We start from the raw sequence: 25818 nt of genomic DNA on the forward strand, positions 1-25818 counted from the left end.
TTGTTTTCCCTTTAAAGGTTACGTACAAAATCAGAAAGCGGTTCAGGAAACTACTGAACCGCCGATCATGAAATAATTTAATTTTTTTCAGGTCGAATTTCCTCAAGACTTAATATTGCCCTGAGTATCCACCATTATTTTTTCCCCAGCTACCACCTCCAGAGCGAGTGCTTTTCTCCTCCCGTGGACGAGCTTTATTAACTTTCATGACACGACCCATCCATTCAGCACCATCCAGGGCTTGAATAGCAGCATCTTCAGCAGCCGATGATTCCATTTCTACGAAACCAAAGCCACGAGCGCGTCCAGTTTCCCTATCTGTGGGTAACTGAACGCGCGTAACTGCTCCGTACTCGGAAAATACTTTAGTAAGGTCGTCTTGAGTGACGCTGTAGGACAAGTTCCCTACGTAGATTGACATGAAACTCTCCAGAATCCATTGATGCAGAGATGCTGATCCGGAGAGCCACTTGTAATTATTACTAAAAACAAGATACTTATCACCGAACTCAACTTCTCTAATTTCCGATTTTATATTATCACAACTTATTGAATAGCAAAGTCTAGTTTTGATTATTTGTTTTAATGTATGGTATAATTCCGATTTTTCTAATCTTCTTGACAAACTATTTTTTTAGTCGTACCAGCATTTTGATAAGTTAGTACATAGTTCGCAACAATTTATAGTTATCGCCAAGGGGGTTTAATTTGAGTCAGCATCCAGATGCCATTGCACCGCACGGTGGACAGTTAGTAAATCGTATTGCCACACCGGAACAAAGACAAGAGTTTCTGTCGAAGGGTGATTTTTTGCCCCGGGTACAACTTGATGAGCGATCGCTTTCTGATGTAGAAATGATTGCGATCGGTGGTTTTAGTCCACTCACCGGTTTTATGAATCAGGAAGACTATGATCGAGTAGTAACCCAAATGCGTCTCGCTAACGGTGTTGTGTGGTCAATACCCATTACCCTGTCGGTAAGTGAAGCCGTAGCTGCCACCTTAAAGGAAGGTGATCTTGTGCGTCTGGATAATCCCCAAGGTGAATATATTGGGGTCTTGCAACTCACGCAAAAATATCACTACGACAAAACCCGTGAAGCAATTAATGTCTACCGTACCGATGATGCTAAACATCCAGGGGTACAGGTAGTTTATAACCAAGGTGCAGTGAATCTAGCTGGTGATATCTGGCTACTGCAACGCAATGATCACCCTTCTTTCCCTGCATACCAAATTGATCCGGCTGCTTCACGGCAGATGTTTAAAGATAAGGGTTGGAAAACAATTGTCGGTTTTCAAACCCGCAACCCCATCCACCGCGCCCATGAGTATATTCAAAAGTGCGCTTTAGAAACAGTTGATGGTCTATTTTTGCACCCCTTAGTCGGTGCAACCAAAGAAGATGATATCGCTGCGGATGTGCGGATGCGCTGCTATGAAATTTTGCTAGAACATTATTACCCCGCAGACAGGGTGATTTTAGCAATTAATCCCGCCGCCATGCGTTATGCTGGCCCCCGCGAAGCCATTTTCCATGCTTTAGTGCGAAAAAACTACGGCTGTACTCACTTTATCGTCGGTCGGGATCATGCAGGCGTGGGAGACTACTACGGCACGTATGACGCTCAATATATCTTCGATGAATTTGAGCCAGAGGAATTGGGTATTGTACCCATGAAGTTTGAACACGCGTTCTACTGCACCCGCACCAAACAAATGGCCACTACCAAAACCAGTCCTAGCAAACCAGAGGAACGTGTTCATCTCTCTGGGACTAAAGTTAGAGAAATGCTGCGTCGTGGTGAATTACCCCCACCAGAATTTTCTCGTCCCGAAGTGGCGGCAGAATTAGCGCGGGCAATGCGAGTACAAGTATTAGCCTAAAAGGGGTATAAGGGTATGGGGGTGTATTCAATTCAAAATTCAAAATACTCCTTGGGAGTGAATCCTAGGGATACGCTAGCTACAAAATTTAAAACTAAAGAATTGCTTACTCGGTACTCAGCACTGAGTTCCTCACACCTATACCCCTACCCCCCTAAACCCCTAACACTATGAAGCGTCGGAGTTTTTTACAACGGATTGGCTCAATACTCGCTGTGATGGGTGTTACTGAAGCTGAATGGTTGACTTTGGGCAATCAATATTATCAAGCTTTGGCACAACCCACACCGCGTAAGCTGGCATTATTAATTGGCATTAATCAGTATCAAAAAAGTTCTTCTCTCAATGGTTGTCTGACTGATGTCGAACTGCAAAAAGAACTGTTAATTAATCGGTTTGGCTTCCAATCTTCAGATATTTTGACTTTGACGGAAGAACAAGCTAGCAGAGAATTTATTGAGGCGGCTTTTGTGGAACACCTCAAAGAGCAAGCCAAGCCTGGAGATGTGGTAGTTTTCCACTTTAGCGGTTATGGTACACGCGTTCAGCTAGCACCAGATAAAATCCAAAATGCTTTAGTACCTACCGATGAAAATCAAGCATTACAAAATTCTCAACTCGCTAATTATTTACTAGAAGAAACCTTATTATTATTATTGCGATCGCTTTCTACAGACCGAGTAACGGCAGTATTAGATACCAGTTATTATCCCCCCCACACAGTCCAAACTAAAGGATTAAGAATTCGCGCCCGTCCAGAATTAGTACAAGCGCAGTTAGCACCAGCCGAACTAGCATTTCTCCAACAACTCAAAACCCAAACTACCCCCAAAACTCAAGATGCTGAACTGAGTAGCCCGGCTTTGGTGTTGTCGGCTACCTCAGATTTGCAACAAACCGCTAGAGAAGTTCTGCTATCTGGGTTTAGTGCAGGATTATTCACCTACGCGTTGACTCAACAATTATGGGAGTCTATCCCGTCTACAACTATTCAAATCAGCCTCTCCCGTGTAGCTAGTTCTATGTCTCAGTTGGGTAGCAAACAGCAACCAGGATTGGTAAGCAAGAAGAAAAATCAAGCGGGAGTGACTATTGAAAATTTACTTCCAGATAGGATGATTGGGGCTGAGGGTGCAATTATTGCCACAGAAGACGACGGTAATGCAGCACAGATATGGTTAGGAGGACTACCCGCCCAGGTTTTAGAACACTATGGGATCAATTCTAGACTAGCTCTAGAAACAGGAGAAGAGTTAGTAGTGCGATCGCGTACCGGATTAACAGCCAAAGCTCAACCTGCTAAAATTGGTGACACTACTACCTTGCAAGTTGGGCAAATTCTCCAAGAAACAGTCCGTGTTTTACCCAGGAATATTAAATTAACAGTGGCCTTAGATACTGGATTAGACAGAATTGAACGGGTGGATGCTACTAGTGCCTTTGCCGCAGTTCCCCACGTTTCCACCGTTGTCGAAGGAGAACAGCCAGCAGATTACGTCTTTGGTAAACTACTGCAAACACCCAGCCGCTACGGTTTATTTTCTATGGGTGGTGAACCGATACCCAGCACCATCGGGGAATTTGGAGAAGCTGTTAAGGTGGCTGCACTGCGGTTAGTCACAAAATTACCCACTCTCTTAGCGGCTAAGTTATGGCGACTGACAGAAAATGAAGGTTCTTCTCGCTTACCGGTGAAAGTAAGTTTAGAGGTGGTGGGGATTGCGTCTAGGGTGGTATTGCAACGAGAAACCCTGCGTACCGTCGTAGCTGAAACTTCCCCCAAAAAATCAGCCAGCACTCAGTTATCAAACCTTAAGCCTCCCGTGATTCCTATTGGGAGTCGGGTACAGTATCGAGTCCAAAACAAAAGCCAACACCCAATCTATTTGATGTTGTTGGGTATTAAGAATCATCGAACTGCGATCGCTTTTTACCCTTGGCAAATTCTCTCAACAGTCAACAGTTCTGATAATAAGCTGCAACTACAACCTATAGTCATTGCTCCTAGAGAGACACTCACTTTACCACAAACCGCCACAACATCAGGATGGATGATTTCTGGGCCAGGCTATGAATGTGAATATCAATTAATTGTCAGTACCGCACCCTTTAAGGAAACGTTAAATGCTTTAGAAACTGCTAAGTATCCAACAGGCGATCAACAGCCAATTAGCACACTGGTTAATCCCTTAGTGATTGCCCAAGCTTTACTGCAAGATTTGCACAATGCTAGTACCATCAAAGCGGAGATGAATGCTACAGCTACCGATTCTTACATATTAGATGTGAATCATTGGGCAAGTCTCAACTTTAGTTTTCAAGTCGCCTAACATTATTAGGACTTACGCACAAATTACGGAATAACGTTCGCGTAGCGCATACCACAGAGACACAGAGAACACAGAGAAATAAAGGTTTGAGAGAGTTTTTGCATAAGTCCTGATTATGTTGACAATCCCCGCCATCAATCGCCGGAGATTTTTGGGGCTAATCACCGCCCTATAAATGATTCATCTTCTGGGGTGAAAGCAGGATACCTCTCTCTACCCATCTAGTCTTTAGTCCCTAGCTTCTAACCTTTGTTCATCCTTATTCTCATCTAAAAGTGGCAAAGCTGGTATTTGAATAACAAATGGCAATTCTGCACCTATCAGACCCCGTTGAATACGTTCCCAGGTTTCGCTGAACAATACAAATAACGGATATATACTATTAGCACCTTCACTGAGAATGTGGCTATGACGATGTGGCATTAACCATTCATAGTCTTGGTTGAGGAAGACTTGGGTTTGTCGCCAACGTCCCAACAAATCAGAAAAATCTTCATCGGGACGATGAATAAATACTAAAATTTCTGCTCCAGTTTTAATCTTCCACTCTGGATCACACATTAAAATTGCTACATCACAGGGTAGGCAAATTGCCTGTGTAGTTGCAGAGGTAATTTTACGTAAACGAATAATTGGTAGAGGGATAGTGATTAAGCTTTCATCAGGACGGCGCAGACTGGGGATCATTTCCAAGTATGGACGGTGTTGCTTAAGTAATGCGATCGCAGCTAAATGATTGCTATACTCTGCCAAGCTTGCTTCATAATCAGATTTTTGCACAGGCATAAGAAATTCAAAATTAATGATTCATAGTTCATCTAGCCCAATTTTTCAAATACCTTGAATAAAGGCAGATACATCGACATCAAAATCGTACCCACCATACCCCCCAAAAACAAAATCATAATTGGTTCTAAAACGCTGGTTAATGCTTTTACCGCTTGCTCAACTTCATCTTCATAAAAATCAGCAATTTTCATCAACATCGCGTCTAATTCTCCAGTTTCCTCGCCAATACTAATCATTTGAATTGCCATTGCTGGAAAAACTTGTTCTTTCTGTAGAGCAATGCTAATCATCCCACCTTGTTGAATTTCGGCTCGCGCCGCATCGATAGCATTAGCAACCACCTGATTACCTGATGTATCGCGCACAATTTCTAAAGATGTGAGAATGGGTACACCAGAACGAGTCAAAGAACCAAACGTCCGACTAAAACGAGCCACTGAAGATTTTTGAATCAAGTCACCAAATATCGGCATTTTTAAAGAAAGACGGTCAATTGTTTCTTTCCCCAGGCGGGTTTTGTAATACTGTGTGTAGCTAAATTTCACACCTACAATTCCACCAATAATTAATCCTGAACGCCAACTTCTCAAAACTTCACTACAATTCATTAAAAATTGAGTTAAAGCTGGCAATTCTGTTCCCAAATCTTGGAAAATTTTCCCAAAAATTGGAAGTAAAAAAACAGTCATCCCCACAAAAATACCAGTTGCCAAAATACCCACAACTACTGGATAAGCTAGGGCTGATTTAAGTTGGTTCTGTAATCTAGCCATATCTTCTAATAACTTGGCTAGGCGATTTAGCACTTCATCAAGAACACCACCAACCTCCCCAGCTTGAATCATACTGACATATAAACCATCAAAACAATCAGGGTGCTTACGCATGGCATCTGAAAGATTAACACCGCTTTGCACATCGTTACTAATATCGTTTAGAGCCTGTTTTAGTTTACTATTAGTACACTGATCAGCTAACACACCTAATCCTCTAACAATCGCTACACCTGCATTCACCAAAGTAGCAAGTTGTCGAGAGAATACTGCTTTTTCTTTAACAGTAACTTTGACCAAAGAAGTCTGAAATTTTTGGAAGTCAAAACTGGCAGATTGACTCTGCTTCAAATCTTGAACTACAAAACCTTTATCCCTCAAATTAGTACGAGCGTCTGCCAAGGATTCGGCAACAACTTTTTCACTTCTGGTTTTTCCCTGTGAGTCGCGAACACGAGCAACAAATGTTGGCATAATTTAATTCAAAATTCAAAATTAATATTATAGTCACTAGTCAATTTCCTATAGCTATTCAAACTGACTAATGACTATTGTCGATAATTAATGGGCTTTTGCACCTGCTTTAGCTGCTCCTGGTGGTGGAGCAGATGCACCGATAAGACGTTGAATCTCATCTGGTTTGGAGGTTTTAGACATGGCAGCTTCAAAAGAGATCATGCCAGATTTGTAATAATCTGCTAAAACCTTCTCTAAAGTTTGCATTCCTAATTTACCGCCCGTCTGAATAGCTGAATAAATTTGTGAAGTTTTACCTTCACGAATTAAGTTAGAAATAGCGGGAGTAATAATCATAATTTCTTGTGCCATCACCCGACCATATTCACCGGGTTTGGGGTTTTTCTTCGGTACTAAGGTTTGACTAAATACGGCTACTAAAGAGTTAGATAATTGCACTCTTACTTGAGTTTGTTTTTCGTGAGGGAAAACGTCAATAATCCGGTCAACAGTCTGAGAGGCTGAACTGGTATGTAGCGTACCAAATACTAAGTGACCTGTTTCTGCTGCGGAAATTGCCAAAGAAATAGTTTCTAAATCCCGCATTTCTCCCACTAGAACAATATCTGGGTCTTCCCGTAGGGCAGCTTTTAAGGCATTAGCAAAACTCTTAGTATCTTCACCCAATTGTCGTTGGTGAACTAGGCTTTTAATTGGTTCGTAGACAAATTCAATGGGGTCTTCGACTGTGAGAATATGCTCTGCTTTAGTGCGGTTAATCAAGTCGATCATCGCCGCTAGAGTCGTTGTTTTACCAGAACCTGTAGGGCCTGTCACCAGAATTAATCCTCTGGGTTTATCACACATCTCTCTAACAACATCTGGCAGACCTAATTTTTCAAAATTAGGAATTTTGGAACTGAGCGCTCTTAAACAAGCAGCGTAAGCACCACGCTCTTTATAAACATTCACCCGAAAACGTGCTAAACCTTTCACACCATAGGAACAATCCAACTCCCATGTCTGTTCTAGGGTTTTACGCTGGGTATTGTTGAGCATACTAAAAATCAGTCTTTGGCACTGCTCTGAGGTTAATACATCTTCTCCGATGGGTGTGAGCTTGCCACTGATGCGAAAATAGGGAGGTAAACCTGCGGATAAGTGCATATCCGAGCCACCCATTTCAATCAACTGCTCCATCAAGTCTTCAATCATCATTTCCATAGTGTCGTACCAATTCAAAATTCAAAATTCAAAAATTTCTGGGGTGTAGGGCGTGAAAGAATAGTAAAGCCCCTCTAATTACTTAATCCCCAGTCACTAATCTTCAAATCGAGGTGTCATACAGTAGGGACAATCTAGCCATTCTGGCTGTAATACAGCATTACAACTCCGACAGGTTAGTCCACTCTTACGCTTGGCTTTTAACTCAGCTTCTAAACCTGTGTCAGTAAACGTTACCCGTTCTACTTCTTCTAGGGTGGTAGAGCCTTGGCGAACTAAGTCTAGACTGTAAGCCAGCAGGGTTTTCATACCTTCTTCTACAGCTACTTCCTTGATGCGTTCTGTGGGTGCTTCTTCGTTGATTAAAGTTTGCAGTTGTTCAGTTACCCGCATCACTTCATAAACACCACAACGTCCTTTGTAGCCGACACCATTACAGGTTGGGCAGAGATGATTTTGAGCTTTGGCTTCAGCGATCGCTTCTAGTGATAAAGTATTAGCCTTATAGAAAGTCACTCCCACATCTTGGGAAGCGGTCATGCCATAACGAGCCAGTTCTTCAGGTGTAGGAGTATAAGCAATACGACAATCACCACAGACACGCCGTACCAAACGTTGTGCCAATACCCCAATTAAGGAACTAGAAACCATGAACGGCTCAATGCCCATTTCTCCCAAACGCGCGATCGCACCTGGGGCATCATTAGTATGTAAGGTAGTTAATACTAAGTGACCAGTTAAAGCCGCCTCAATCGCTGTTTTAGCTGTTTCTTTGTCTCGTGTTTCACCCACCAGTAACACATCTGGATCTTGTCGCAAGAATGCCCGCAATGCTGTGGCAAAATCCAGTCCTTTTTCCCGAATTACCTGTACTTGGGTAATTCCCGGCAAACTGTACTCAATCGGGTCTTCTACCGTACTGATATTAATACCGGGAGAGTTCTTTTCTGATAGTGCTGAATATAGCGAAGTTGTTTTACCAGAACCCGTAGGCCCTGTTACCAAAATCAACCCAAAAGGCTTACTGACCATATCTTGGACAATCTGCAAAGTTTCTGGGTCGGTAATTAACTTATTTAATCCCAGTTGGGTAGAAGAGTTGTCTAAAATCCGCAGTACGACCTTTTCCCCGTAGCGGCTGGGCAAAGTATTCACCCGGAAGTCTACTTTCCGTCCCTCAAACATCCGCCTGATACGTCCGTCTTGGGGTAAACGTCTCTCGGCAATATCCAAGTTAGAGATAATTTTAAATCGGGCTGTAACTGCGGGAATGATTTTTTTCGGTAGGGGGTCAAAAGCCTCCCGCAACACCCCATCCTTACGGAAGCGAATGCGGAGGTTTTCTTCTTGTGGTTCGACGTGGATATCAGAAACCTGCTCATGTAGAGCCTTTGCCAAAATTCTATTGACGAGGTTGATAACTGGTGCATCTTCTGCACCCTTCATCGCCGCCCCTAAATCCGCCTCCATCTCTTCAGGGGCATCTTCTAGGTTGAGATTGCTGAGATTTTCTAAATCTTGATTAATATCTGTAAACTTTTCTTGTTCTATATGCTTTTGCCGCACAGCCAAGTCATCCAGATATTGGTTGATTAGCTGTTGGTAATCATCCTGGGTAATCACCATGCGCTTTAATGCCAAACCTTGGGGGCGCAAGATGCGGTTGAGGTCATCGGACGCTTCTAAATTGTCCGGATCAACCATCGCTACTAAAATGCAGGGTGGATTTTGCTGATCATTCTTCGAGAGTGGTACTAAACGATGACGACGGCAGATATCAACTGGAATGAGGGTTTCTATGAGTTGCCCCACCATTGTATCGCCGATGTTATTGACTTCCGGATCAAGGAATTCAACACCGTATAGTATTTTCAGTTCAAATAATTGTTGTTTCTTGTATTGTCTGAGAAACTCAGGTGATAGTTGTCGCCCGGTAATTGACTCCAGCACTTCCGTCAAGGGTCTACCAGACTTGCGACTTTCAATCAGCGCCTGCCTCATTTGGTCGGTATTAACATAGCCAGTTTGCACTAGCTTGCTACCAAAAGGCGAAAACTCTGTTCTTGTAGTGAGAGCGGTACTGCGCCGTTGCGGAGACGATTGAGTCATAGGTGAGCAATGAGTAGGGAAAACCTCTGCTTAGAGTATTCCCAACATGAGCCACAGAATTTTCATCCAGACTCATTAAAACTTTAAACTGCTTGATGCAGTGGGGAAGAATCAATTCAAAATTCAAAATTAAATGGCCTATCCCCCATTCCCCGATTTCATTCGGTTTATCACACCTAGAAGGTCTGTTCACCATTTGTCAAAATAGGATGAAGGTAACACTAGTTCCAGATATATTTCGGACAAAAATTAGCTCTAGTTTACAGCCATCAATTGCAATGGCTACTTAGCTGTGGCGAAATTCTGCCTTAAACAATACCTGGGATGAGTAGACTTAGATAATGATGGACGAAAATAAACAGATAAACAATACAAGCCAGCCATTGGGTGAATCAACAGAGGTAAATCAAGCAATGATGAGCGACTCCCAAGCCCCAAGCAATTCTCACGAATCTGGCAGCGAGGTTAATGAGCAAGTGGCAGCCCCAACTAATGTAGCGGGAGACACTGTACTCACAGAAGAAAATAACTTCGCTGCACCAGAGACGACTGAAGTCGAAACAGCAGCTTTGGCAGAATTGACTCAACATATTGAGTCACTCAAAGCCCAACTAGAAGAACGCAGTACACAGTACATGAGGATTGCGGCAGATTTTGAAAATTACCGCAAACGTACACAAAAGGAAAAAGAAGAGCTGGACGTACAGGTAAAGCGGAATACTCTGATGGATTTGCTGCCTATAGTCGATAATTTTGAACGGGCTAGAGCGCACCTCAAGCCACAAACCGAAGGTGAAATGACAATTCACAAAAGTTATCAGGGAGTTTATAAACAACTCGTAGATTCCCTGAAGCGATTGGGTGTATCGCCAATGCGTCCTGAAGGACAAGAATTTGATCCTAACCTTCATGAAGCAGTAATGCGCGAACCTACGGATGAACATCCTGAAGGAACAGTGTTAGAAGAGTTAGTACGCGGATATTACTTGGGCGATCGCGTGCTACGCCATTCTATGGTTAAGGTGGCTGCTCCAAAGGAAGATGCACCATCTGCACCAGAAAGTCAGTCGAGTCCAGCCGACAGTTAAGCTGTATATGCTCGCCTCGCTGACCAATAGTGCCTAGGTCATAGTAGAGGCGAGCATTGTTAGGGATTGGTTACTGGGGACTAGGAATTTTAGATTTTGCGGAAAGTTCTGTAGGCGGGTTTCCCGCCGTAGGAAACTTTTCAAGACAGATTTTGGATTGAATAATCTAAAATCCACTCATTGAAAGGCTGGGGATTGGGTATAGGTTATTGGACAAGAGTCAAGTCTTAATTTTGAATTGTTTGTCTCCTGCCTCAAGTTAGTCCGCGTAACATTCCGGCAACAGCAGTCAGTAAAAATACTTGAATATGGGAAAAGTTATTGGGATCGACTTAGGCACTACAAATAGTTGTGTTGCAGTTTTGGAAGGTGGTCAACCAATTGTGATTACCAATTCCGAAGGCGGACGAACTACACCGAGTATTGTAGGGTTTGGTAAAAGTGGCGATCGCTTGGTCGGTCAATTAGCAAAACGCCAAGCCGTAACTAATGCTGAAAACACGGTTTTTAGTATCAAAAGATTTATCGGTCGTCGCTGGGATGATACAGAAACAGAGCGCGATCGTGTACCTTATAACTGTGTAAAAGGTCGAGACGATACCGTTGATGTGCAGATTCGCGGACGCAATTACACACCCCAAGAAATATCCGCTATGATCCTGCAAAAGCTCAAACAGGATGCGGAAAACTTCTTAGGTGAAGCTGTAACACAAGCAGTAATTACCGTACCAGCATATTTCACTGATGCCCAACGGCAAGCTACTAAAGATGCTGGCACAATTGCCGGACTGGAAGTGCTACGAATTATTAATGAACCTACAGCTGCGGCTTTAGCCTTTGGTCTAGAAAAGCAAGACCAAGAACAGCTAATTTTGGTATTTGACTTAGGCGGCGGAACATTTGATGTATCTATATTGCAACTAGGCGATGGGGTTTTTGAAGTCAAAGCTACCAGTGGTAATAACCAATTAGGGGGCGATGACTTTGACGGCTGTGTTGTCAGTTGGATGATTGAACGCTTCCAACAACAAGAAGAAATCGACCTTGCCCAAGATAAAATGGCACTGCAACGCCTCCGAGAAGCGGCAGAAAAAGCCAAAATTGAACTCTCTAGCATGGCTAGTACCTCGATTAACCTGCCTTTTATTACGGCTGATCAAACTGGGCCAAAGCATCTAGAGATGGAACTCAGCCGCTCTAAATTTGAAGAATTGGTAGGGCATTTAATTGCAGCCACCATCGAGCCAATGAGTCAAGCTCTCAAAGATGCAGACCTGAAAGCACAAGATATCAACAAAATTATTTTAGTAGGTGGTTCTACTCGGATTCCTGCCGTACAAAACGCGCTGATCAAATTTTTCAACGGCAAAACTCCTGACCGTTCAGTGAATCCCGATGAAGCAGTGGGTTTAGGTGCAGCAATTCAAGCTGGTGTTCTAGGTGGCGAAGTAGATAATCTTTTACTCTTAGATGTCACACCACTATCATTGGGAATTGAAACTTTGGGAGAAGTGTTCACCAAAATCATTGAACGTAACACGACAATTCCTACCAGTAAGTCACAAATATTTTCCACCGCCGTTGATGGACAAACATCCGTAGAAATTCACGTTCTCCAAGGTGAACGGGCAATGGCACGAGATAATAAAAGTCTCGGCAAATTTCTTTTAGCAGGCATTCCTCCGGCCCCTCGTGGTGTACCCCAAATTGAGGTATCGTTTGAAATCGATGTAAACGGTATCCTCAAAGTTGCTGCCCAAGATAAAGGCACAGGTAGAGAACAGAGTATTCGGATTACTAACACAGGTGGATTAAATAGCAATGAAGTAGAACGGATGCGCCAAGAAGCAGAAGTGTTTGCGGAAGAAGATAGAAGACGCAAAGAACTAGTAGACCTCAAAAACCAAGCAGATAATTTGTTATCTAGTTATGAATCTACTCTCAAAGATAATGGTGAATTGATCGGTGAGCAGATGAAAGTTTTAGCCAACGAAAAATTTGCCCTCCTCCAGAGTGTCATGACTAATCCCGCCATTTCCCTGAAAGAATTCCAACAGTGTCTAGAAGACTTCCAACAAACTTTATTTGCGATTGGTGCAAATGTTTACGAGCGGGCTAGCGGACAAAATGATGATGATGACGAAGTAGAAGTAGAAGTAGAAGTAGAAGCCATTTCCGATGGTTCATTATCCTTAGAACATCCGATGAATGGAACTCTAATTCCCCAATTTAATTTTGATTTTGATGACGAAAGCACAGCACAAGCTGATTATGAAGCCATAGATTAGACCTCTTGCAAAAATCCGAAAATGAGATGTGTCATTCTGAATGAAATGTAGAATCTTTGAGGTGTTTCGCTTTGCTCAACATGACAGATTAAGCATTTATGCAGGAGACTCCATGAATTGCCCTCACAAGGAGCAATAAAAATTTATTTTCCCTACTCCCCACTCCCTATTTTCAAGCTAGGTCTATTAGGATTGGGGAGCGGGCATTGTATTTTTCTTCCCCTACCTCCCCTGCTTTCTTGTCCCCAGTCCCTATTCATCAATCACTAATACCTAGCAAGGGGGGTTTTCCACACCTGATGGTGCGGCTAGCCCCTCTATTTCATGAGCAGGCTTTTACCGTGGTACGTAGCACAATTGTAAAAGAGACCGCCGATTGGTCAGTGACAAGTCTAATCTGTGTTCTTAATACTGCCAAATTCGGTAGCTTTTTCGTTTCCCGCGAAGAAAGTACCTACGCCTGGCAACTTGCTGGTGATTTTTGTAAAAGGTAACAGGTAAAATCAATTAATTATTAAAATAAGTTAACGCCTACCTTCTGCCTAGTACACTACGGCGTAAATCAACATACCATTTCAAACGAGCAACAGCCTTGATATACGAAACTTTTGACTTTTGACTTCCGCCTTGCGGTACTAGCTTCCAGCCAGCCCCACTTGTGGTGTCTGCTGCCTGATTATCTATTCGTCCTCACTTTTACCTTTGCTATATGGCCCGCGACTACTATGAAATTCTGGGCGTCTCTCGTGACGCTGACAAAGAAGAACTCAAACAAGCTTACCGTCGTCTAGCCCGGAAGTATCACCCAGATGTGAACAAAGAACCGGGGGCGGAGGAGCGATTTAAGGAAATTAACCGTGCTTACGAAGTCCTTTCTGAGCCAGAAACCCGTGCGCGTTACGATCGCTTCGGGCCAGAGGGTGTTTCTGGTGCTGGTGTTGGTTTCCAAGATATGAGCGATATGGGCGGCTTTGCCGATATCTTTGAAAGTATTTTTAGTGGCTTTGCCGGTGGTATGGGTGGCCCAACCCAGAGACGGCGTAGCGGGCCGGCGCGGGGCGATGATTTACGGCTAGACTTAAAGTTAGATTTTCGGGAAGCTGTCTTCGGTGGTGAAAAAGAAATTCGGATTTCTCACCTAGAAACCTGTGAAACCTGTAGTGGTTCAGGCGCAAAACCAGGAACTCGTCCCCGCACCTGTTCGACTTGTAGCGGTTCTGGTCAAGTCCGCCGCGTAACTAGAACGCCCTTTGGTAGTTTCACTCAGGTATCGACTTGTCCCACCTGTAATGGTACAGGCATGGTAATTGAAGACAAATGTGATACTTGTGATGGTAAGGGTACAAATCAAATTACCAAGAAACTGAAAATTACTATTCCCGCAGGTGTGGATAATGGTACACGTCTACGCATATCCCAAGAGGGTGATGCAGGTCAACGTAGTGGTCCTCCAGGCGATTTGTATGTCTACTTGTTCGTGAATGAGGATGAAGAATTTCACCGGGATGGAATTAATGTTCTCTCGGAAATTAAAGTTAGCTATTTGCAAGCAATTTTAGGCTGTCGTTTGGAAGTAGATACGGTAGATGGGCCTGTGGAATTGATTATTCCCGCAGGTACTCAGCCTAATACGGTGATGAAGTTGGAAAATCGCGGTGTACCCCGCTTAGGTAATCCTGTAAGTCGGGGGGATCATCTGTTAACAGTGTTAATTGATATTCCTACCAAGGTGATACCAGAGGAGAGAGAATTGTTAGAGAAGCTGGCTAAAATTAAGGGAGACCGTACTGGTAAAGGTGGTTTAGAAGGTTTTTTGGGAAATCTGTTTAAGTAATGAATCTCTCTCCTTTATTAACTCCTGATGCTCAACTAGATTTGCGTGGCACTCCTTGCCCGATTAATTTTGTGCGGACTAAACTTCGTCTGGAACAAATGTCTCCTGGTGCTTTGCTGGAGGTATGGTTAGACCCTGGCGAACCAATTGAACAAGTTCCTGACAGCTTGACAATGGCTGGTTATCAAGTAGAAAAAATTACAGACTGTACTGGCTATTTTTCTTTGTTAATCCGCCGTCCCGTAACTGCCTAATGAAACTTGGTACTACTGGACAGCTTTTGGGTACTGTGTTAGCTGTGCAAGCTAATTTTTACAAAGTACAGCTAGATCAAGAATTGAGAGCAAGGGAAGCAGAGGAGGTAGGGGGATCAGGGGAGGAAATAAATACACTGTTCCCCTCTACACCTCTACCCCTGCTTTTATGTACTCGCCGAATGCGTTTGAAGAAAATCGGGCAGCAGGTAATGGTGGGCGATCGCGTGGTCGTAGAAGAGCCAGATTGGTCGGGAGGACGCGGGGCGATCGCGGATGTCTTACCCCGTCAAACTGAATTAGACCGACCGCCAATCGCCAATGCTGACCAAATTCTGTTGGTTTTTGCAGTGGCTGACCCACCCCTAGAACCTTACCAACTCAGCCGATTTTTAATTAAGGCTGAATCTACTGGTATAGATGTGCTGTTATGTTTGAATAAAAGCGATTTAGTCAGCCCTAAAGAAAAGCAAGAAATTAGCGATCGCTTATCAAAGTGGGGCTATCAACCCCTATTTATTAGCGTTCAGCAGGAAATTAATATTGGCGAAGTAGCAAAATATCTCAGCCAGAAAATCACCGTTATAGCTGGGCCTTCTGGTGTGGGTAAATCCAGCTTAATTAATGCCTTAATTCCCGATATTAACCTGCGAGTGGGAGAAGTTTCGGGTAAGTTAGCCCGTGGTCGGCATACAACACGCCATGTAGAATTATTTGACTTACCCAATGGTGGTTTATTAGCAGACACCCCCGGCTTTAATCAGCCTGACTTGGATTGCAGTCCACAAGAGTTAGTACATTATTTTCCAGAGGTCAGAGAACGCCTAGCCAATGGTAACTGTAGATTTAATGACTGTTTACATCGAGATGAGCCAGATTGTGTAGTGCGGGGTGAGTGGGAACGATATGAACATTATTTGGAATTTTTAGACGAAGCGATCGCGCGGCAAACACAACTTAACCAACAAGCCGATCCAGAATCCAATTTAAAGCACAAAACCAAAGGTAAAGGCCAAAGCCAATACGAACCAAAACTAGAAAGCAAAAAATATCGCCGCACTTCCCGACGTACTCAAGTACAAGGGTTACAAGATTTGTATCATGATGAAGAATAATTTTTCTAGCCAAAAGGCTGCAAGATTGGCTGAACGCTTACGTGCTGCTGGTATTGTCCCAGATAAAATACCCTAGCAGTAGAGAAAAATTAATTTTTACTGTGGGTTGATAGTTAATTTGCTGAAATTACTAGTCTGATACGATCTCCAGAAGGTCTTAAAATATTGTTAATTTCCACCTACTCCCTAGACCTTCAATTTATCAGTATCACCCCAAAACACTATGGCTATTGGCTACGTCGCGCTTGTACTCCACGCACACCTCCCCTTCGTTCGTCACCCGGAAAGTGATTATGTGCTGGAAGAGGAATGGCTCTATGAAGCTATTACAGAAACTTACATTCCTTTATTGAAAGTATTTGAAGGCTTAAAGCGTGACGGCATTGACTTTAAAATCACAATGAGTATGACACCACCGCTTGTGTCAATGCTCCGTGATCCTTTACTGCAAGAACGTTATGATGCACATCTAGCTCAATTAGAAGAACTTATAGAACTGGAAGCCGAGCGTAATGTCCAAAATGGACATATGCGTTACTTAGCCGAACACTACGCCACTGAGTTTAACGAAGCCCGTCAGATGTGGGAACGCTACAATGGCGATTTGGTTACGGCTTTTAAACAGTTCCAAGACTCTAACAACTTAGAAATCATTACTTGTGGTGCAACTCACGGCTATTTGCCACTGATGAAAATGTACCCGCAAGCTGTGTGGGCGCAAATTCAGGTAGCGTGTGAACACTACGAAGAAACGTTTGGCCGTCCACCTAAAGGTATTTGGTTGCCGGAATGCGCCTATTATGAAGGCTTAGAACGGATGCTAGCCGATGCTGGTTTGCGCTACTTCCTCACTGATGGACATGGTATTCTTTACGCCCGTCCTCGTCCCCGTTTTGGTACGTATACCCCAATTTTTACCGAAACTGGTGTTGCGGCTTTTGGTCGAGATCATGAATCTTCTCAGCAGGTCTGGTCTTCTGAGGTAGGTTATCCCGGTGCAGCAGAATATCGGGAATTTTATAAGGATTTGGGTTGGGAAGCTGAGTATGAGTACATCAAGCCCTATATCATGCCTAACGGTCAACGTAAAAACACTGGTATTAAGTATCATAAAATTACTGGACGAGGCTTGGGTTTATCAGACAAGGCACTCTATGATCCATATTGGGCAAAAGAAAAAGCGGCAGAACACGCGGCTAATTTTATGTATAACCGCGAACGACAAGCAGAACATCTTTACGGAATAATGCAGCGTCCGCCGATTATTGTTTCTCCCTATGATGCAGAGTTATTTGGACATTGGTGGTATGAAGGCCCTTGGTTTATTGATTATCTGTTCCGTAAGTCGTGGTATGACCAAGGAACTTATGCAATGACCCATTTGGCAGACTATTTACGAGCAGAACCAACTCAACAAGTCTGTCGTCCTTCCCAATCAAGTTGGGGTTATAAGGGTTTCCATGAGTATTGGTTAAATGAGACTAATGCTTGGATTTACCCACATCTGCACAAGGCGGCTGAACGCATGATTGAAATTTCCCACCTAGAACCAGAAGATGAATTAGGCTCGAAGGCACTTAATCAAGCAGCGCGGGAATTATTATTGGCGCAATCTTCTGACTGGGCGTTTATTATGCGGACAGGAACTATGGTTCCTTATGCTGTGAGGCGGACGCGATCGCACTTGATGCGCTTTAATAAGCTCTATGAAGATGTGAAAATCGGCAAAATCGATAGCGGTTGGCTGGAAAAGGTCGAATTAATGGATAATATTTTCCCGAATATCAACTACCGCGCTTACCGTCCTTTGTAAGAGTGCTGAGTAGTGAGTAGTGAGTAGTGAGTTCTGAGTAATAAAAAATTAGATTCTCTAGCCTCTAACCCTTTAGTAGCTTAAAAGCAAAACCCCCAGAATCAATTACTGGGGGTTTGTTATTACTGATAAATTTAGCATTTTGAATGTTATCGGGACAGATTCCGGCTAGTATAAGCATCCATAGCATAGGCAGGAGTGCGATCACTGTAATCTATATCTGTACCAGTAATAGATTTAGCTAACTTTTCAAAGGATTCAGAACTCCAGTTGCGTTCATGGATGGGCTTTTTCTGCTCTCCTAGGAAATAAGCCATAGTACCTAATACAGAAGCTGCTACCCAACCTAAAGCTAATATTGCAAATAAAATAGTCATTACAAACCTCTTTTTTTATTTTTGTAACTTTATGTAAATAAATATAACTTTATTGCAACAAGATTTGCAATCTACTCTCAGGTGTGCATACCGATCAGGTAGGGTGGGTATTCCTCACTGCCAGAAAATAAAAAAGACAGGTAGTTAGCCTGTCTTAAAAATATTCATTTAGCAGAGAATTTAGAAATTAAGTTCAGCAGCTTGGACTTTTTCAACCTGCTTCTTCTTGAGAACTAGCATTACTTGAGCCATCATTACTAGCGCAACGAAAGCAATCATCCAGCCAACTCTGTTGGCATCTTGCAATACGATTTCTACATCTTTTTGACCGAAACCACCAACGTTGGGGTTGCTGGTTAAAGCATCACCTGCTGTCACTGCTTGACCTTCAGAAACAATCAATTCTGGGCCTGCGGGAAGAGTATCAGTAACAACTTCACCGGACTCAGTTTTGATGTTTACTACATATTTAACGCTGCCGTTTTCATCTTCTTCTTTAGCAATCTTGCTAATTGTGCCTGTCGCAGCAGCGTTATAGACGTTATTGTTGCTCTTTTCGCCTGTAGGATAAACTTGTCCACGTCCACGGTTTGCGCCGACGTTCACTGCATATTTTCCGAAATGGATGTTTTTATCCGTTGCAGGGTTGGGAGAAAGAACCGGGAAGACGATTTCCTGATACTGTTCGCCAGGTAAAGGGCCAACAATTACGACGTTTTCTTTATCTTCGCCGTAGGCTTGGAAGTAAACATCGCCAACTTCTTCTTTCAATTCTTCAGGAATACGGTCTGCGGGGGCAATTTTGAAGCCTTCGGGCAACATCAAGACTGCACCGACGTTTAAGCCGACTTTAGAGCCATCAGCACCAACTTGTTGAATGCTGGTGTCGTAGGGAATTTTGACAACGGCTTTAAATACCTGATCAGGTAATACCGATTGGGGAACTTCTACTTCTGTTGGCTTGGCTGCTAGGTGGCAGTTAGCACAAACAATTCGCCCTGTCGGTTCGCGGGGAGTTTGTGGGTAGGTTTGCTGCGCCCAGAAAGGGTATGCAGCAGCAGATTGGGGAAGAGCTATGTCGCTGGTAAAGAAAAATGTCACGGCAGCGATCGCTACGAGCAATACTTTTACCATTGCTCTAGCAGAGCGAGTTAACCTCGCTGTTATACAAGCATTTCTCATCTCATTTAAGGACAACGATTGAATTAGTCATTGGTCATTAGTCATTAGTCATTAGTCATTGGTCATTAGTCATTCGTCAATAGTTGATGATTTCTACTATGGACTTTGGACTAAAGACTTAGCACTCTCAGCCGCAATGAGTTAAGAGTTATGAGTGGAGACAATAATACTCAATACTCAGCACTCAATACTCAGCACTGATTAAGACCACCAAGGTTCTTCGTTTGTGCGGAAGTCGGTTTCAGTCCAAGTGGTGAGAACGATTTTATCGTCTTCCACTTTGGCATGACTCAACGCTAAAGAACGTGGTGCTGGCCCACGTACTACCTTACCTGTTGCATCATATTGAGAACCGTGACAAGGACATTTAAACTTGTTTTCTGCCACATTCCAAGGAACGACACAACCTAAGTGGGTACAAATGGCGTTGATGCCGTAATCAGTAATAGCTTCTTTGCTTTCGACCACAATGTAAGTTGGGTCTCCCTTTAGTCCTTGAACTAGGGTGCGATCGCCTACATTATGGCTTTCTAGAAATTTGCTGACGCTAACATCGTTGCCCAGCTCGTCTTTTGCTGTTGTTCCGCCACCTGCTCCACCCGTTGCAGGTGGAATAAAGTAATTGACAACAGGATACAATGCACCCAGGGCTACACCTGTGACAGTTCCAAAAGTTAGCAGGTTCATGAATTGACGTCGCCCCATATCGGGAACGTCCATAGATTCAGAAAATTGAGCCATAATCTACGCGCTCTTTCGTGTATTTTGTTAAGCGTGTTGACAAGAGTACTAATACTTGAGCATCTCCTGCCTGAGTCGAAATGCTAACGCCGACCGTGATGCTGTATTTCTTTGTTTCAAGATATATTTAGCATCCATTTTGTTAGCATTACATTTCTTTATATCCTTATCATACTTGAGTTACGGAACTTAACATCATAACTAAATGTAAAATCTATTTGAGCAAAACTATGACAGGACAGGAGTTACACCAACTATTGCTGGATAAATGGGGACATTCATACGATGTCCAGTTCCGTCGCACCCAGGGGAAAATCTTTCTGCAAGTCATGTGGAAGTATCTAGAGCAAGCTTCTTTCCCTATGAGTGAAACAGAATATCAAGAGCATCTGGAAAGTGTGGCGAATTATCTTCATGCTTTGGGTGGTGCGGTGCAGGTGCGAACATTTATTACCCAAACACGCGATCGCCCCCGGCTTGGCAAAGCTGTTAGTATCCCCTTAGATTTGGGAGAACGCGCATCTGAATGGATTATTTAATTTTATACCTGAACAATTTTCCTGCATCCTCAAAAATACTGGTGCTTAATTGCTGCGATCGCCATCCTTGGCATTGATGTTTCTAAACTCCAGAAGACTCACAGGAAACATTATTCCTCGCTTCTTGGTAGGAGGATTTAGTGTATTGAATACTCTGTCCCACAATCCCTGAATGCCATAATTTCCCTGAAAGCAAGTGTGATGAAGATCATGGAAATCTGATGGAATAAAAAATATTGACAAAGAACTATGACCTTCTAAATTATAAGCGTTCCCTATAATGCTCCATGCACAAAGTTGAGTGATGTCATATCCAAATATAAATATAGGTAAAATGTCTGTGAGCGTAACAATTACATATTCAATAAAACTCTTATGTCCAGCCACAAAACTTGAGGAATCACGAAATTCATGATGTTTAAGATGGATTTGTTGCAAGAACTTTCTGTGTAGTAGCCAATGGGCAACATAAAAACAAAAATCAGCAACTACTATTCTCATCAAAAACCATCCAAAATTGAGGATTAAGCTGTTTCCCCTATGAACTTCTGGGGCTAAATATAGAATTATTGATGCTGATATCAAAGCTTTGATTTCTCCTATAATGACACCTTTTACAGTGCAGATGGGAAATGATTGCTTTTTTACTTTCTTAACTCTTACTATCAGTTTATCTCTAAGAGAATCATTAGTTTTGATTATTTTTTCAATGAAAAACCCAATACTATAAAATGAAATAGAACCAATTAGCCAGTACAAACTAACTTGCATGATCAAGTTAGTTTCGGCTTTATTTAAAAACCAGTAAAAAACCTGCTGAACAATCGTGCAGCTAATAGCAATTTTTACATAAAACTCAAGTTCATAGCACATATTTAAGAAATATTGCATCTATCTATATAACCTCAATATTTATAGAAAATAATGTTTCTGGTTGCTGATATATTTTTTACTCTTCACAACTTGCACTGGAAGGATAAAGTCGAATACTTTCTTCAAGTAAGGTATCCATGAACATTTTGCGAAGAATATGCTGTATATGGATATGTTTTCCTGGCTTCACCTTGGTCAATGTCCGCAGCAACAAGTTAGATTCACCGAGACTTTCCACTCCATCTATTTGTGTAGATTCGAGGACATCTGAATAATTTGCTTTTAACTCTTGTCCTACTTCCTCAATTACTCTTGTAGATATGAGCTAGGTTGGAATTATAAGGTACGCCAACGTCAACTACTGCAAATATGTACTTGAAATTTGCCTTTTGCTTCTCCAAAAAACTCTGATATCTAGAGTGCAGCAGTTTTATTGTTTCCTGATACACCCTAGCAACTATGAAATAAAAGTATCTGATAAAGCCTTAGCTGTTATTCTTTCGCAGAATAATCATTCCGCGAGAGCGATCACAGGCAGAATCTTTATCAACGCAAGCTTTATACATCAGATGTACAGGGCATTTCCAAAAGCGTGTGTATCGCTTGGGATTTGTATCTGCAACGGTGATTTCCTGAGAACTAGGATTATAGTCTGCTAACAGTGAGAAGTGTCCCCCTTCTAGATTGGGGTTATTGTGAGCAATTTTGGTATTGAAGTTGAAAATATGAATGTCACTTGTATCGAAAACAGCTTTTTCTACAATTTCAATAAACTTCTCCATTGTCATTGATGGATTGTCAAAATATTCCATACTGACGGCAACTGGCAAGTTGGCATTCTGCACATATTTCACACAGGTATCGTATGTCTCCGCTAATGTCATTCCATCATCTAGAACCGAAGCAATTGGTAGTTTCGTGACATAGAAAATATCATCAACTGTGATGGGAAAGCCTAATGCAGTTGCAGCATAGGCGATTGCTGTGACATTACAGCAACGAATCGGTTGTTGAAATTCTGCCATCTGAATATTGTCAAAATCTTTCATTAAACATCTCCTACTTTTAAGCACAATAATTTATTTCAGCTTCCTGATTAGAAAGTGAAACACTAGTAAATTAGTTGCACGGACTTACTGGTTTATGACAATCCTAAAACCAGCGTGCTGATAAAAATTGGGGCGAAACCAGTTGCGGTAATACTTTAAAGCTTCTGTACCGTTAGTGATCCAACATCCACCTAACATCATATGATGTTTGGTATCAAAAAAGATAGCAGAATTGTCTTTATAAAGAAAGTGAGGTTTATATCCTGAAAGCGGATTTAAGTTATCACTCAACCATTCCCAAACATTACCCCGTAAATCGTACAATCCAGAGTGACTTTTAGCGGTTTCTAGCATTCCAACTGGACTAGGTGAGCCAAATCTTAAATTGAGATTATAATTTTCTATATCTTCTATTAAACCGTTACAATAAGTTGCTAAATGGTATTCAGCTTCACTCATTAAACGGGTATCTTTACCTTGCCAACGACAGTAAGCCATTGCTTCATAGTGATTGACTTCAACAGGCCAATCTAGAGGTAATTTAATTTCATCAAACATGGCTCGATATTTATAATTACCATTTTCAGGTAGCCAAAACTTGGGATATTTGATGTTGTTTTCCGTTTTCCAGCACCAAGATTCTTTATCCCAATAATCTTTATTTTCGTAGCCTCCATCCTTGACAAAATAGAAAAAATCGGCATTGGTAATCAGATATTGACTGGCTAAAAAAGGTGCAACTTCAACAGTGCGATCGCCATAATCAATATCCCATCCATAGGTATGATCATCAAAGGCTTTACCTATTTTTACTACACCCCCAGATACTTCTACCATTTCATTTTGGGGTGTATAACCATTACAAGGTGCGTATTCCCAATTTTGCGGACGTTTAACCCTAGAAATTGGTAGTTGGCGAATTAACATCGAAGAAGTTTCAATGTGAATACGCTGGTGTTCTAGTCCCATCATTAAAGCCCATAGGGGATGATTAGGACGAATTGGTAAATCAATTGCAGTTGTTTGAATAAATTGTGAAATTACCTCATAGGCTTTTTGGCGATATTCCCAAACCTTTGCAACTTGTGGCCATTCTAAATGCGCGATCGCTTGATTTAATTCCTGTGGTTTTTCTGGATCAACGCCAATTTCAAACAGGATTTCATAGTCTGAATTAAGGCGTTTTTCTAATAAACCTACCTGGATTAACTTATTGATGTAAAAAACAGGCGAATGACCCAGATAAAAAATGAGAGGATTTCTGAGAGGGTCGGGGTTAAGATAAAATGTTTCTTCGCCGACTAGACTTTCCAAAAGTCTATCTTCCAGTCGCCAAGCATTATCAAAGTAATCGAAAATATCTTGGTTATTGCAACTATCAAGTTTTAGCAGTTCAGTAGATTGAATAATTTTCATTACTTTTATCAGTTTTTGATGGCATTTAGAGTTTTTTGATAGTTGTCTGGATCTGTTCTTAATTCGATATGCAAAAAATCTATTCCCTCTTGCTCTAAAAGTTCTAGAATAGCTCTCTCTCAATATCTGCGTCAGCGTCAAGATAAGAATAACAATCCCCAAACTCTGTGGGATCAAAAGATTTGGGGATAAAGAGGAAAGAATTAGGTAAGATATATCCGTAAATTAACTCATAATTTTCGTATTTTAAATTACGTTTTAATTTTCGGAAATTCCTCCGTGGGTTCTCAGTTTTGAGCTATATTTTCATCCATGAAACAATAAGATTTAAGCTTGACAAAGAATCAAGCCAAACCACTGCTTGGGGTCTGTCCAAGTCTTGATGGTCTTCAGTCCTTGTACCTCCAGTTCTTTTTGGATATTTTCTAAATCGAACTTGCGAGAAATTTCAGTGAGAATGCTTTCTCCAGCTTCCAAGAAAACTTTGCAATCTAAAGCTTCTAGAGATACCCAATGGCTCTTTTGGCAATGCAGATACATTTCAATTTGAGCGTCGGCTTGATTATAAATGGCTTGATGAGTAAATAAATTGAGGTCAAAATTACCTTTAAACCGCCAATTTAAATGGGAGAGCATATTCAAATTAAAAGCAGATGTTACTCCTTGATTGTCGTTGTAGGCTGCTTCTAAAATATCTTTGGGTTTTTGTAAATCTAACCCTAGTAAAAAGTAATCACCTGGGTTTAAAGCATCAGCAACTTGTTGTAAAAACTTCTCCGACTCTTGGGGATTGAAATTCCCTATCGAACTTCCCAGAAAGGAAATAATCCGCGAGAGGGAAGCATTAGAGGCTAGTTTGATTAATGTTTGTTCGTAAGTTCCTACTAAGCCATTAATCGATAAATTAGGGTACTTTTTTTGCAGCTTCAGGACACTAGCTTTGAGGATTCCACCACTAACATCAATTAGTACATATTTACATAAACTGGACTTTTTTTGATAAGCATCTAACAGGAAAATAGTTTTGGTAGAACTACCGCTTCCTAACTCTATCAATTCAGATTTACCAGTGATTTGAGCAATTTCATCGGCATATTGACGCAATATCCAAGCTTCTGTTCTGGTGGGATAATATTCTGGTAATTCACAAATTTGTTCAAATAATTCCGAGCCGCGATCATCATAAAAATATTTTGGTGGTAAATTCTTTGGTGTTTGTTTTAATCCTTGAATTACATCATCACCATCATTTTTGAAATATTGATGATGCTCTGCAATAATTGTTAAAGACTTTGTTAGCATTATGCAATTACCTGGACAATTGGACATGAACCATATTAGGAAGATTTCAAATTAAAATTTTAAACCCAGTATCTATTTTATAAAAAATTAATATACTCTTTATCCAATTAATATTTTACCTAAAAATTTAATTGGATAAAGACATTTTTGCTTAAAAACATCTTTTTTGAAGCCAGGGCAGGGTTTGATATTGTCAGAGCTATGATTACTTATTATTTTCGGAATTTACTGCCATTTCAACAATTTTTAATAAATTATTTATGAGCAAATAAATTTATGTGAGTGAAAAATATGGCTTGGGTAGATATAGCAAAACCCAAACTATTTTTATTCTTGTTTCGATTAATAACTGAACTCTATTGAATAACTAATATTATCT

General features: G+C 41.7%; 21 protein-coding genes. 9 read left to right on the forward strand and 12 right to left on the reverse strand.

Annotation, left to right across the window (positions count from 1 at the left end; genetic code table 11):
• Positions 1 to 109: 109 nt before the first annotated feature.
• On the reverse strand, positions 110 to 421 hold the full coding sequence (locus VB693_RS09295; RefSeq protein ID WP_190697057.1) for an RNA recognition motif domain-containing protein: 312 nt from the start codon (positions 419 to 421) through the stop codon (positions 110 to 112).
• A 287-nt stretch (positions 422 to 708) separates the two neighbouring features.
• Between VB693_RS09295 and sat the strand changes: the two genes are divergently transcribed.
• Positions 709 to 1887 (forward strand): sulfate adenylyltransferase, encoded by a 1179-nt coding sequence (gene sat, locus VB693_RS09300; RefSeq protein WP_323266013.1) that lies wholly within the window; start codon positions 709 to 711, stop codon positions 1885 to 1887.
• A gap of 170 nt (positions 1888 to 2057) precedes the next feature.
• Entirely contained in the window at positions 2058 to 4217 is a 2160-nt protein-coding gene (locus VB693_RS09305; protein WP_323266014.1) for a caspase family protein, read from the forward strand.
• A gap of 228 nt (positions 4218 to 4445) precedes the next feature.
• Here VB693_RS09305 and VB693_RS09310 read toward each other — a convergent pair whose 3' ends face one another.
• The 4 genes from VB693_RS09310 to VB693_RS09325 all read right to left on the reverse strand — a co-directional run bounded on the left by VB693_RS09310 (position 4446) and on the right by VB693_RS09325 (position 9568).
• Complete coding sequence (locus VB693_RS09310; RefSeq protein WP_190697048.1) at positions 4446 to 5003, reverse strand: hypothetical protein; 558 nt, start codon at positions 5001 to 5003, stop codon at positions 4446 to 4448.
• 32 nt (positions 5004 to 5035) lie between these two features.
• Positions 5036 to 6253, reverse strand: a complete 1218-nt coding sequence (locus VB693_RS09315; RefSeq protein ID WP_323266015.1) for a type II secretion system F family protein — start codon at positions 6251 to 6253, stop codon at positions 5036 to 5038.
• An 87-nt stretch (positions 6254 to 6340) separates the two neighbouring features.
• Complete coding sequence (locus tag VB693_RS09320) at positions 6341 to 7459, reverse strand: type IV pilus twitching motility protein PilT (RefSeq protein WP_323266031.1); 1119 nt, start codon at positions 7457 to 7459, stop codon at positions 6341 to 6343.
• A gap of 96 nt (positions 7460 to 7555) precedes the next feature.
• Positions 7556 to 9568, reverse strand: coding sequence for a GspE/PulE family protein (locus VB693_RS09325; RefSeq protein WP_323266016.1), 2013 nt, complete (start codon positions 9566 to 9568; stop codon positions 7556 to 7558).
• Between the two features lie 341 nt (positions 9569 to 9909).
• Between VB693_RS09325 and grpE the strand changes: the two genes are divergently transcribed.
• The 6 genes from grpE (at position 9910) to VB693_RS09355 (ending at position 17960) form a co-directional block, all read left to right on the forward strand.
• The gene (grpE, locus tag VB693_RS09330) at positions 9910 to 10656 is read left to right on the forward strand and encodes a nucleotide exchange factor GrpE (RefSeq protein WP_190697010.1); all 747 of its coding nucleotides are present in this window, start codon (positions 9910 to 9912) and stop codon (positions 10654 to 10656) included.
• 308 nt (positions 10657 to 10964) lie between these two features.
• Positions 10965 to 12944, forward strand: coding sequence for a molecular chaperone DnaK (gene dnaK, locus VB693_RS09335; protein WP_323266017.1), 1980 nt, complete (start codon positions 10965 to 10967; stop codon positions 12942 to 12944).
• A gap of 709 nt (positions 12945 to 13653) precedes the next feature.
• On the forward strand, positions 13654 to 14778 hold the full coding sequence (gene dnaJ / locus VB693_RS09340; protein WP_190697003.1) for a molecular chaperone DnaJ: 1125 nt from the start codon (positions 13654 to 13656) through the stop codon (positions 14776 to 14778).
• Positions 14778 to 15032, forward strand: a complete 255-nt coding sequence (locus tag VB693_RS09345) for a sulfurtransferase TusA family protein (protein WP_190697000.1) — start codon at positions 14778 to 14780, stop codon at positions 15030 to 15032. The genes dnaJ and VB693_RS09345 overlap by 1 nt, the downstream gene beginning before the upstream one ends.
• Positions 15032 to 16147: a small ribosomal subunit biogenesis GTPase RsgA gene (gene rsgA / locus VB693_RS09350; RefSeq protein WP_323266018.1), complete on the forward strand. Its 1116-nt coding sequence runs from the start codon at positions 15032 to 15034 to the stop codon at positions 16145 to 16147. Before VB693_RS09345 ends, rsgA begins: the two co-directional genes overlap by 1 nt.
• Before the next feature lie 223 nt (positions 16148 to 16370).
• A complete protein-coding gene (locus VB693_RS09355; RefSeq protein ID WP_323266019.1) occupies positions 16371 to 17960 on the forward strand; it encodes a glycoside hydrolase family 57 protein in 1590 nt (529 codons plus the stop codon).
• 149 nt (positions 17961 to 18109) lie between these two features.
• Here the strand turns inward: VB693_RS09355 and VB693_RS09360 are convergent, their stop codons facing one another.
• From VB693_RS09360 to petC, 3 genes are all read right to left on the reverse strand, one after another.
• Positions 18110 to 18337, reverse strand: a complete 228-nt coding sequence (locus tag VB693_RS09360; RefSeq protein WP_323266020.1) for a photosystem II protein, Psb35-related — start codon at positions 18335 to 18337, stop codon at positions 18110 to 18112.
• 180 nt (positions 18338 to 18517) lie between these two features.
• Positions 18518 to 19519: a cytochrome f gene (petA, locus tag VB693_RS09365; RefSeq protein ID WP_323266032.1), complete on the reverse strand. Its 1002-nt coding sequence runs from the start codon at positions 19517 to 19519 to the stop codon at positions 18518 to 18520.
• A 201-nt stretch (positions 19520 to 19720) separates the two neighbouring features.
• Positions 19721 to 20260 (reverse strand): cytochrome b6-f complex iron-sulfur subunit, encoded by a 540-nt coding sequence (gene petC, locus VB693_RS09370; protein WP_323266021.1) that lies wholly within the window; start codon positions 20258 to 20260, stop codon positions 19721 to 19723.
• Positions 20261 to 20490: 230 nt separating this feature from the next.
• On the opposite strand from petC, the gene VB693_RS09375 reads away from it, so the two are divergent.
• Positions 20491 to 20799 (forward strand): DUF3067 family protein, encoded by a 309-nt coding sequence (locus tag VB693_RS09375; RefSeq protein WP_323266022.1) that lies wholly within the window; start codon positions 20491 to 20493, stop codon positions 20797 to 20799.
• A gap of 45 nt (positions 20800 to 20844) precedes the next feature.
• On the opposite strand, the gene VB693_RS09380 is transcribed toward VB693_RS09375, so the two are convergent.
• From VB693_RS09380 to egtD, 4 genes are all read right to left on the reverse strand, one after another.
• Positions 20845 to 21690, reverse strand: a complete 846-nt coding sequence (locus VB693_RS09380) for a sterol desaturase family protein (protein ID WP_323266023.1) — start codon at positions 21688 to 21690, stop codon at positions 20845 to 20847.
• 467 nt (positions 21691 to 22157) lie between these two features.
• Positions 22158 to 22721, reverse strand: a complete 564-nt coding sequence (locus VB693_RS09390) for a phytochelatin synthase family protein (RefSeq protein ID WP_323266024.1) — start codon at positions 22719 to 22721, stop codon at positions 22158 to 22160.
• An 84-nt stretch (positions 22722 to 22805) separates the two neighbouring features.
• A complete protein-coding gene (gene ovoA, locus VB693_RS09395; protein ID WP_323266025.1) occupies positions 22806 to 24137 on the reverse strand; it encodes a 5-histidylcysteine sulfoxide synthase in 1332 nt (443 codons plus the stop codon).
• Between the two features lie 327 nt (positions 24138 to 24464).
• Positions 24465 to 25439: an L-histidine N(alpha)-methyltransferase gene (gene egtD / locus VB693_RS09400; protein ID WP_323266026.1), complete on the reverse strand. Its 975-nt coding sequence runs from the start codon at positions 25437 to 25439 to the stop codon at positions 24465 to 24467.
• Positions 25440 to 25818 lie beyond the last annotated feature (379 nt).

The sequence above is a fragment of the Anabaena sp. UHCC 0399 genome (assembly GCF_034931465.1).
Lineage (GTDB): Bacteria > Cyanobacteriota > Cyanobacteriia > Cyanobacteriales > Nostocaceae > Trichormus > Trichormus minutissimus.